The organism is Draconibacterium sp., from assembly GCF_041583095.1.
Lineage (GTDB): Bacteria > Bacteroidota > Bacteroidia > Bacteroidales > Prolixibacteraceae > Draconibacterium.
The window spans coordinates 1-10852 of the sequence record NZ_JBFHGM010000181.1; the positions used below are offsets into that span (position 1 = coordinate 1).

At 39.6% G+C, this 10852-nt stretch carries 7 protein-coding genes; 3 read left to right on the forward strand and 4 right to left on the reverse strand.

Annotation, left to right across the window (positions count from 1 at the left end; genetic code table 11):
- Nucleotides 1-271: 271 nt before the first annotated feature.
- Both ABZB17_RS15630 and ABZB17_RS15635 read right to left on the reverse strand, forming a co-directional pair.
- Nucleotides 272-4294, reverse strand: a complete 4023-nt coding sequence (locus ABZB17_RS15630; RefSeq protein WP_372651378.1) for a two-component regulator propeller domain-containing protein — start codon at nt 4292-4294, stop codon at nt 272-274.
- A gap of 297 nt (nt 4295-4591) precedes the next feature.
- Nucleotides 4592-6532: an alpha-L-arabinofuranosidase C-terminal domain-containing protein gene (locus ABZB17_RS15635; protein ID WP_372651380.1), complete on the reverse strand. Its 1941-nt coding sequence runs from the start codon at nt 6530-6532 to the stop codon at nt 4592-4594.
- A 365-nt stretch (nt 6533-6897) separates the two neighbouring features.
- Here ABZB17_RS15635 and ABZB17_RS15640 point away from each other — a divergent pair, with 365 nt between their 5' ends.
- Together ABZB17_RS15640 and ABZB17_RS15645 are read left to right on the forward strand one after the other, a co-directional pair.
- Nucleotides 6898-7596, forward strand: coding sequence for a hemerythrin domain-containing protein (locus tag ABZB17_RS15640; RefSeq protein ID WP_045028157.1), 699 nt, complete (start codon nt 6898-6900; stop codon nt 7594-7596).
- Nucleotides 7597-8193: a response regulator transcription factor gene (locus tag ABZB17_RS15645; protein WP_372651382.1), complete on the forward strand. Its 597-nt coding sequence runs from the start codon at nt 7597-7599 to the stop codon at nt 8191-8193.
- 5 nt (nt 8194-8198) lie between these two features.
- Here the strand turns inward: ABZB17_RS15645 and ABZB17_RS15650 are convergent, their stop codons facing one another.
- A complete protein-coding gene (locus ABZB17_RS15650; RefSeq protein WP_045028152.1) occupies nt 8199-8417 on the reverse strand; it encodes a hypothetical protein in 219 nt (72 codons plus the stop codon).
- A gap of 123 nt (nt 8418-8540) precedes the next feature.
- The gene (locus ABZB17_RS15655) at nt 8541-9464 is read right to left on the reverse strand and encodes a cation diffusion facilitator family transporter (protein ID WP_372651384.1); all 924 of its coding nucleotides are present in this window, start codon (nt 9462-9464) and stop codon (nt 8541-8543) included.
- Between the two features lie 259 nt (nt 9465-9723).
- Here ABZB17_RS15655 and ABZB17_RS15660 point away from each other — a divergent pair.
- A partial coding sequence (locus ABZB17_RS15660; protein WP_372651386.1) for a pyruvate formate lyase family protein occupies nt 9724-10852 on the forward strand: 1129 nt, incomplete at its 3' end.

Below are 10852 nucleotides of genomic sequence, written 5' to 3' on the forward strand. Positions count from 1 at the left end.
ATAAAAGAGATTAGACAGCTAAAGTACATTTTGCCCCAATCACGGAAAGTTAAAACCAAGATTTTGCAACCAACTAAGGAACAGTCTCTGCTTCTCGAAATGAAGTTATAAAAGTGGGTCATGCATTGCACAAAACGGGAGTGCTTGCTGGGTATCAATATCTTAAAAAATAAGTCAAAATAAACCCATTTCTTACTCGTCAGAAATGCGGCAAAAGGGAAGCACTAATTTGAAAAGTTATTTAGTGGTGTTAAAGGTGAATTGCACGAGATTATTGATTGAAATAAGCTTTTGGTGTAACACCAAAATATTCCTTAAATCTTCTGCTAAAATAGGCAGGGCTTGAGAAGCCGGTTTTGTAAGCAGCTTCGGAAATGTTGCATTTTCCATCAGCAATTAGTTTTACGGCCTCGCGCAAACGTATAGAACGGATAAACTCGGTTGCCGAACAATCGGTTAATTTCTTCAGCTTTACATGCAGCAACGAACGACTTATACCAATTTCGTTTACAAGAAACGATACATCGAGATTTGGCCTGTCTATGTTTTCCTTTATAAGACTGGTGATCTTCTCAATCAGATCTTTATCCGACTCGGAAAAAGCTACATCTATAGGCAACATTTGCACATCCGATTTAAACCGTTCGATTAAACTTTTGCGTGTAGCAAGCACGTTTTCAATCAGCTTCACAAGTATATGCGGCAAAAATGGCTTTTCAATGTAGTAGTCGGCACCGGTCTGCAAGCCCTCATATTCATTCTCTTCACCACTTTTTGCGGTTAACAGAATTATTGGAATGTGCGAGGTGCGGATATCGTTTTTTAATTTACGAGTAAGCTCAAAACCATCAATTCCAGGCATCATCACATCACTGATAATAAGATCAGGCAGCGATTCCTCAACCTTTTCCATTCCCTGGGTACCGTCAATGGCGGTTACCACTTTGTAATCATTGGTCATCGTTTCTGAAATAAATTCGAGTAACTCACGATTATCATCAATAACCAAAATAGTTGGATTAGTACTAAGTCGTTCTACCTCATCACGCAGTACCGGAACGGGTTTCATATCGTCAGCCAGGGTTACATGCGGAATATACTGATCAGCTCCTATCAAAATTTCATCGTCGTTATACGCTTTTCGCGACACCGGAAACTGAACGGTAAAAACGGCACCCTTATCAACAGCGCTCTCCACGCCGATTGTTCCTTTGTGTAGTTTTACCAAACTGTGAACCAATGCCAACCCAATTCCGGAACCGGCAACCTGAGTTTCGTTTGTTCCATCTACATGGTAAAAACGATCAAAAATCTTTCTTAACTTCGATACTTCGATTCCAATTCCATTATCAGCTACCGTAATTTTCAGTATGTTATAAGGTGATTCCTCCTCAGTTAACTCTACCCTCACATTAACTTCACCACCTTCTTTTGTAAATTTCAGCGCATTCGATACCAAATTAATCAAAACATTTTCAAGTTTCTGGCAATCCACCCAAATACTTGAATCAAGATTAATGGTTTGAAAGGAGAATGCAATAGATTTCGATTCTGCCGACTCAATAAAGGCCTCTTCCACATCCTGTAGCATGGTGGTAATATCCTGGTGACTTACCCTGAGTTTTTCCTTTCCGTTTTCAATTTTCCGAAATTCAAGAAGCTGGTTAATAAGCATAAGCAAGCGATGGGCATTATTCATTATGCCTTTCATCTTCTTTTTTAAAGCCGGAGTAAGTTTATCATCGTCAAGTATTCGCATTAGCGGCCCAACTATTAAGGTTAATGGGGTACGAAGTTCGTGCGATACGTTGGTAAAAAACTCCAGTTTAAAGTTATTTAATTCGGTATGATATTCACGTTCCCGTCGTTCCATCTCGGCAAGGGCTTTGGATTTCTGAATTCGGCTTGCCACTACAAAAAAAACTATCAGCACCAACAGCAGAAGCAGAAAGTAAACAAAGAATCCCCATTTTGATAACCAAAACGGAGGCTCGATAATAATTTTCAATGTATTTGCCTTGCTTCCCCATGCCGTATTATCTGTTGAAGCTTTTACATGAAAAAAGTACTCGCCCGGACCAAGGTTGGTGTAGGTTGCAAAATCACGATTTCCCACGTAGTTCCAAGATGTCTCAAAATTTTCGAGATAATAAGCATATTCACAGTTTCCCTTATTTCGAAAATGTAATCCTGCATATTCAATGGTAAAAACGTTTTGCTTGTACTTTAAATGAATCTCAGGGTGCAGGTTAAGCGATTCTTCCAATGCTTGATTCTCGCCCGGCACCAGAGGCTGATTAAACAATTGTATACCTCGAAAAACCACATCGAGCTCTTTCTTTATATCTTCTTTATCTTTTTCATTAAAAGAAAGCATTCCACGGTTGGCTCCAAAATAAATCTCGCCGCTATGACTTTTGTACGATGCTCTGAAATTAAACTGCTCGAACGGTAATCCCGACTCACGATTATACCATACAATTTCACCTGTTTCGGGTTTAAACTTCACCAATCCTTTATCGCCACTCACCCACAAATATCCATCATTGCCTTCTTGTAGACTAAAAATCCACGAAAACGGGAAACCGTTAGATTCATTGTAAGTGTATATCGAATCAGATTCCAGATCGTAACCATTCAAACCATGCAAACAGTCACCAATCCATAGACGGTTTTTTGAATCGGTTTTTGCAAAATTTATATTTCTCAGAAAATCGAACTTGTCAATCTTCCCAATCTCATGTTTCTTTTTATCAAAATAATACGTTCCACTATACGATGAAAACCAGATACGTTCTTCACTGTCGAACATAAATTCTACCTGCACCATATCAAATATATCGGGCTGGTAACGGGCAAATTTGCGTGTAGTGGTGTTGTAAACGGCCACTCCTGCCGATGTTGAAATAAATATACTATCGCCAACATGCAACAGACTGTAAATATCGTTCGAAGGAAGTTCAGGATGATTTTCGGTATTAATGTATTCAAACCTGTTATTCCTAAGGTTCAAAATGTTAACGCCTCCGGTATAGGTTGCAATCCATAATCGATCAGGCGTTTCAAATAGTAAATCGTGTACATTATTAAACGACAGGCCATTGTTTTCATTAATCACTCTTATAACCTCATCTTTTTCAAGATCAATCCGGTTGATTCCCATATCTTCCATTCCAACCCAAATTGTACCGGCTTCATCTTCTGTAATACAACTTACCGCACTCCCAGATAGGTGCTGGTCTCCGGTACCGGCTTGCCACACACGAAAAAACTCGGGTGTGTTGTTCCAAAAGTTTATACCTCCAAAATAGGTTCCCAACCACATGTTTCCATCCCGGTCGCAAAATATATCATAAATAGGATTTGTGTTAATACCTTGTGGATTTCGGATATCGTGCTGATAATAATCAAACGACTCGGTATAAGGCGACCAAACACATAAACCATCTTCTGTTCCAATCCAAACACGGCCTTGTTGATCCTCGTTTATAACGTGAACAAGATTATGTAACAAATGCCTGTTTCCCTTTTGTGTAGCAGAGAATTTGCGCGACTGACCATTGGTGAGATTAATTTGATACAAACCATTGGCATAATTTCCAATCCACACATAATTGTTGTTGTCCATGTAAAAATGCGAAAGAGTAGGAACATAAATATCTCCCGGCAGCTGAAAATACCTTTGTTGCTTCCTTTGCAGATCAAAAATTAGTAACCTGTTTTTGTCGGTTACTGCCATTAACCGACCATTTTTTTCACGAACATTAAATATTCTTTCCTCTTTTGGAAGATCTGCAAAATCAACTTTTTCCCTAAAACTTTTTTCCTGATGATTTTTTGTATCAAAGAATGAAATCGAATCCGATCTAAATATCCAAAATCCTTCTTGTGATTCGCTAACAGCCGTAACACCTCCTAAATCATTTAAGGGATCGTAAGGTTCAAAAAATTCTTTTTTTAAGTTGAACGCATAAAAAATATTGTTGGTGTTTTGTACCAGCAATATGGAGTCGTTTGTAAAATAATTCCATTTACTCCAAATATCAAAAGAATTTCCGTGCTCATCAATTGCCTGAAAGGTTTTAAAATATTTACCGTCAAAACGACAAACCGAGCTGCGAGTTGCTGCCCAAATAAAACCAAACTGATCCTGACAAATACTTTTAATGTATGACGAAGGCAAGCCATCTTCGTTGGTGTAATGCGTAAAACTCAGTCTTCCCGCATTTGCATATACAATTCCCGAAGAAAACAGAAGAATATAAATCAGAATTATTTTAAGCCGGTTTTTCATATAAATTAACGTGAACCACTAATCTACAAAAGTAATAGCAGTACATACTCTTACTATCACAAATGTCTTAAAAACTTATACAAAAAGAAAAGCTGACCTTTTATGGTCAGCTTCTTAAATGCTTGTATAAAGTTTTTTAATCTTGTGTACTTTCGATTGTAATTATTTTACCCTCATTTAAAATTCACCCCCCTGTCGCTTTTTCAGCGCTCCAGTCCTCCGTCAGCTGACGGAGACAATTTGAACGAAGTGACGATAGGGATTATCAAATTATAGATAAAAGTTAATTTTTAGCTTCTAATTCTCAATTTTTACACGGCAAACATAAAATGCATTTCCCTGCACCTTTAGTTTAAAGCCACTTTCTTCGGCCCAAACCGATGAATGTGCAGGCACTAATGTGTTTGGTGCTTTTCGTGTATTAATTGCGTTGGGTTGGTTGCTATGCAAGCAAGTTATTTTCACTTCAGCTTTTTTAATTGCTCTTTTCAGTCCTTTCAAATTGATATTAATATCCTGCACCACATCCGAAGCATTGATAACTTTCACAATCACTTCAGAGGTGTTTTTATCGATTACCGCGCTGGCATAAAGACTGTCCTGTCCGGTAATATTTGCCCCATCAGCAGTAATGCTTAACACATTTGTTCCGGTGTTGTGTGCATACATTTGCTGCACATAATAATTGGGTGTACGAACCACTTGCAGGTTATCAAACCAAATCATATCGGGTTTCCACTGCCATGCATCGTAATGTGCAAAAAGAGGTGCGTAAGTTGCCAGTTGAACAATATCGGCGTTACGTTCCAAACCGGTCATAAATGCAGCTTCAGAGATAGCCGCACGCAGATTGTTGTTGCGGGTTTTGTGGTGCGAAGCAAATTCTCCTGCAAATACCTTTGGCCCGTTTCTATCGTAGCTATCGTAACGCTCAGCATTGGCCAAAAACCACTCCGGACTGCGGTAATAATGTTCATCAACCAAATCAACTTTTAGTTCTGTCATTTTGGGCCACAGGTAGTCAAAATTCTCTCCGTCAGGTGTCGGCCCTGCAGTTCCAATTATTTTTATTTCCGGATGTTTGTCACGAAGTACTTCCATAAAAGGAATCAAACGTTCTACGTATCCTTCGCCCCACTGTTCGTTTCCAATGGCCAAATATTTCAGGTTAAAAGGTTCAGGATGCCCCATTTCGGCACGTACTTTTCCCCACTCAGAATCTACCGGTCCGTTGGCAAATTCTATCAGGTCAACTGCGTCATCGATGTAAGGTTGCAAATCGCCTACCGGCACACATTCGTGACTTTCATACTGACACGCCAAGCCACAGCTAATTACCGGAAGTGGCTCAGCACCCAAATCTTCACTCAGCAAAAAATATTCGTAAAATCCTAAACCATAAGTTTGATAATAATCGGGGAAGAAGCGGTGTTTGAATGTGTAATTCCAGCGGTTTTCATTCAACGGTCTGTTTTCTACAGGGCCAACACTGTTTTTCCATTGGTAACGGGTTTCCAGCGTATTTCCTTCGATTATACACCCGCCGGGGAAACGAAATACTCCCGGATTTAATTCGTAAAGCGCTTCTGCCAAATCTTTGCGCAAACCATTCTCGCGGTTTTTCCAGGTTTCGGTTGGGAACATTGAAATATGATCCAGATCAACCTCTCCGGCTGTTCTTAAAACCACGCGAACTTTACCTTTTGCATCCGTGGCATTCGATTTTATAATACATTGATATTTTTCCCAATCAGTACCGGAAACGAGAATTTCTCCTCGTCCGATAATATCGTCATTTGAACTTACCAGCTCAATTCCAAATTTCTTTTCGCCACCATCCAACGAGCGGGCAAAAAACGAAAACCGATAGGTATCATTCTGCTTAAAGCCAATTCCTCTGAAACCATTATTTTCGAGGCCGGTGCCACGTCGTAATCCGGTTTCGTTTAAATGAACGTAATTTGGATTGCGATCAAAACATGGAGCCTCATCCTTTACTTCTACATTTCCGAAAGGCAACCACCCCACAAATGGTTGGTCGAACTCGAACGAACGGTTTTTAATTAACTCGGCATAAAGGCCACCATCGGCGCCAAAATTTATGTCCTCGAAAAACACACCGTACATATCCGGTTGTACTTCTGCTAAGGTTTTACTTACATCAACTTCAAAATTCTTTTGAGCAAACAAACTTTGGCTGCAAATGGCCATCAAAAAAATAATCGCTCTAAACTTCATCTATTTTTAGTTTTAGTAATTCTTTCAATAATGTGACGTAAAAAGGTTGTTAATTGACTATGAGCATTGCGGTATTTTTTCAAAATCATCCTTTATCAGACATCATACGCTGCTAAAATAAGCTCTACTAGTCACATGCATCCCCGAAATGTCAAAGCAACGAAATTACAAATATTAGATAGGTGATGCTGATAGTTTTTCGATAAAAAAGATCACAAATTCGGTGATAACTATATTAAACAACACAAACCGTTACAATTTACAAAGAAAAGAAACGGAGCAAAACACCTCATATTACATACAAACCGTGCTTATTTTAATTGTTTCTAAATAAAATTTGTAATTTTGTCCTCAAATTATTTCGCATGGGATCAAAGCAGGAACAAATTCAGAAAAACATAAAAATGTCGAAACTGCTTTTCAGCCACCCACAGTTAATTCTTGTATTGGAGCGGTTTGGAATAAAGTTGGGCGTTCGGGAAAAAACAGTTGAGGAGATTTGCCTGGAAAACAATATCAGCCCCAAAGTTTTTTTAATGGTGGCCAATCTTAACATCGACAGCTCGTATCATCAGGATTTGAATTTTAGTGCGCCTGAAATTAAACAGGTAGTTAATTACCTGATGAAATCACATGCCTATTATTCGGATGAGGTTTTCCCTGAGATTATTCAGAACATTCACCTGATGAGTGAATTCAGCCAGAAGCCCGAAATGCAGTTGGTTGAGCGTTTTTTTAACGATTATAAGCATGAAGTTGACCAGCATTTTGATTACGAAAACAACACGGTTTTCCCATACATTTTAAACCTTATTGACGCCAACGCTGCCGAGAATTATTCGGTTATCGATTACCGGGAGCATCACGATGATATCCAGGAAAAACTCGATGATGTAAAAAAACTACTGATCGAGCATCTTCCACAAAAGGCCGACAATAACCTGAGGCGTAAAATATTATTTGCGCTTTTCGGGTTGGATGCGGATCTGCAAACGCATTCAAAAATTGAAAATGAGATTTTAATTCCACAGGTGGAACAATTTGAAAAACAAGGCCTCAACTAATTGGAAACGCGCTGTAAAATATTAATCATCGAACCTTCGGTAATTATTCGCGAAGGAATTGCTGCTATTCTGCAACAAATGAAAGACAGCGTAGAGCTGTCGTTTGCCGACACGCTTGAAGAGGCCTTGAAGTTTGGACAATCCAATCTGTTTAAGATTGTAATCATAAACCCGGTTACACTAAACAACTCGAAAAAGAACCTGAACAACCTGCTATCGCTATATAATAAATCCAATGTTGTGGGGCTGATTTCCAATCATTACGACCGCACTCTTTACGACAATTTTGCCGATAATATTTTTGTTACCGACAGGCAAGAAACCATTACACAGATCATTTCGAAACACTTTAAAGCAACGCCTGCCGTAAACAACGATATCGACAATACTTTAAGCGAAAGAGAAATTGATGTGTTAAAGCTGCTGGCCAGCGGAAAATCGAACAAGGAAATTGCCGAAGAACTTTTTATAAGTATCCACACGGTTATTTCGCACCGCAAAAACATCAGTAGTAAAATTGGCGTAAAATCTACAGCCGCGCTGGTTATTTATGCTGTGGCCAACGGTTTAATAGATATTGACAGTTTTTCCGAATAATAGACCTACAATTTTCCAAGTTTCAAAATAAGAAACAGCAAAGGAGCTACAATCATTAAGGTCATTAAGGCTTTGCTAATGTATTTCCCTTTTTCTTTTCGGAATAAAACCCACCCGATCAATCCGGCGATGATGAGATAAAATGAAAAGTCGATAAAAACCGACGACACCAGCTCGTTTTGCGATGAGCTAACCGTTAGTGATGATATAAATGAAAAAATCATACGCGAGTCATTTAAAATTGCCAGTGTAAAATTCAGTGTTTTTTATCGGGCTGACAATCGCGTAAAATGATGATTTTGGTTGAAGATCATTCCCTTAAAAAGGGGAATTCAGACAAATTGGTCTTAATGTGCAAGCATTTCAGCATTGTTGTCGCAACAATCGTAACCGGCTTGCAGCGTTATGTGGTCAATACCAAATTTATCGTGAAGCAGTTTCTCTGCTTTTGCACGAACTTCCATCAACTCCAACATACTAATGTTACCTTCCATATTAATATGTGCCTCCAGATGAATCTGTGTATCATCGAGCCTCCAAACATGAATATGATGAATATTATCGATCTCCGGAATCTTCTCCACTTCCTCTTTTATTCTTCCCAAATCAATATTTGTGGGCGTCGACTGCATTAAAATATCAACCGTTTCTTTTACCACATCCCAGGTATGATAAATAATGTAAATACCCACCAAAACGGTAATCAGCGGGTCGATCCAGAAAACCTCGAATTTCCAGATAGCAATACCACCAATAATTACCGCCACCGACGAAAATGTGTCGCCCAGCAAATGCAGGTATGCAGCCCGTACATTCAGGTTGTGATCTTTATCTTTGTTCAGCACAAAAACCGAAATCAGGTTGGCCAGCAAACCAAATGTAGCCACAATAAACATGATCTTTCCTTTTATGGGCTCCGGATTCACAAAACGTTCGTAGGCTTCAAAAAACAGGTACAAACAAATGCCAATCAGTACCACTCCGTTAAAAAGCGCGGCCAGAATTTCAACACGTTTATAACCAAAAGTCTTTTGTTCATCCGAAGGTTTCCGGCTTCGTTTACCCGCCAGAAAAGCAATAAAGATAGCCGACGAATCGCCCAGATTATGCAGTGCATCAGACAGTAACGACAGACTATTCGAGATAATTCCACCAATTACCTGGACCACTGTAATAGAAAGATTTAAAACCGTTACCCACAGTAATTTTTTCCCTCTTATTTCGTGATGATGGTGGTGGTGATGCCCATGATCGTGATGATGCCCTGCCATTTTTATTCAGTTTTCAATAAATACAAATATGAGCGATTATAGTTTAACCTCAACTACTATTCGGTGAATATTATCGCGTCCGGTTCAAAAGAAGAAAATTCAAACCAGTTGCAATATTACCTGAATTTTAGGTAAAGATTAAGACATTAACAAGAAAGCAAAATCCCCACAAATAGGGATAATACAAGAAGTTTTTTAGCAGTACTTTTGCAAACAAATTGGTTTAGTAAGAGTTTATTTTAGAAAAAGGTAAAAGTTTATGGATTTAGAAAACACTTTCAAAACAGGACGATGGTGTAAAGCCATTGAAGTGAAAGATTTTGTAACTTTAAATATCACCCCGTATACCGGCGATCACAAATTTCTGGAAGGCCCGACAGCGCGCACCAGCAAATTATGGGACATTTGTAAAGATGCCCTAAAAGAAGAGCGCCAGAACAATGGTTTACGCGATGTGGATGTAAATGTAGTTTCGGGGTTGACGGCTTTCGAGGCCGGATACCTCGACAAAGAAAGCGAAGTAATTGTTGGCCTGCAAACCGACAAATTGCTAAAACGTGCCATGAAACCTTTCGGAGGTTACAATGTGGTTAAAAAAGCTTTATCGGAACACGGATTGGAACCAAACCCAATCATTCACGAGAGTTTCAGCAAGTACACCAAAACCCACAACGACGGCGTTTTTGATGCTTACACCGACGAGATCCGGAAATTCCGCTCGCTGGGTTTCCTGACAGGGTTACCCGATAATTACGCCCGCGGACGAATTATTGGCGACTACCGCCGTGTTGCGTTATACGGTATCAACCGTTTGATTGAAGGGAAAAAAGAGGATCTGCAAAAGATTACCGGTCCGATGACTGATGCTACCATTCGTTTACGTGAAGAAGTTTCGGAGCAACTCCGCGCTTTAAGCGACATGATTGAGATGGGAACCATTTACGGCCTGGACCTTTCGCGCCCGGCACAAAATGGACAGGAGGCCGTTCAGTGGACTTACATGGCTTACCTTGCTGCGGTTAAAGAACAAGACGGTGCTGCCATGTCGTTGGGTAGTGTTTCGTCTTTCCTCGATATTTTTATCGAAAAGGATATTCAAGACGGAAAAATTACCGAAACCGATGCACAGGAGTACATCGACCAGTTTGTTATGAAACTGCGTATGGTTCGCCACCTGCGTATGGAAGCTTACGACCAGATTTTTGCCGGCGACCCAACCTGGGTAACCGAAAGTATTGGTGGTTTGTTGATCGACGGACGAAGCAAAGTAACCAAAACATCGTTCCGTTTCCTGAATACACTTTACAATCTGGGGCCATCGCCTGAGCCAAACATTACTATTCTTTGGTCGAAAAACCTGCCAAAAGGGTTTAAAGATTATTGTGCCA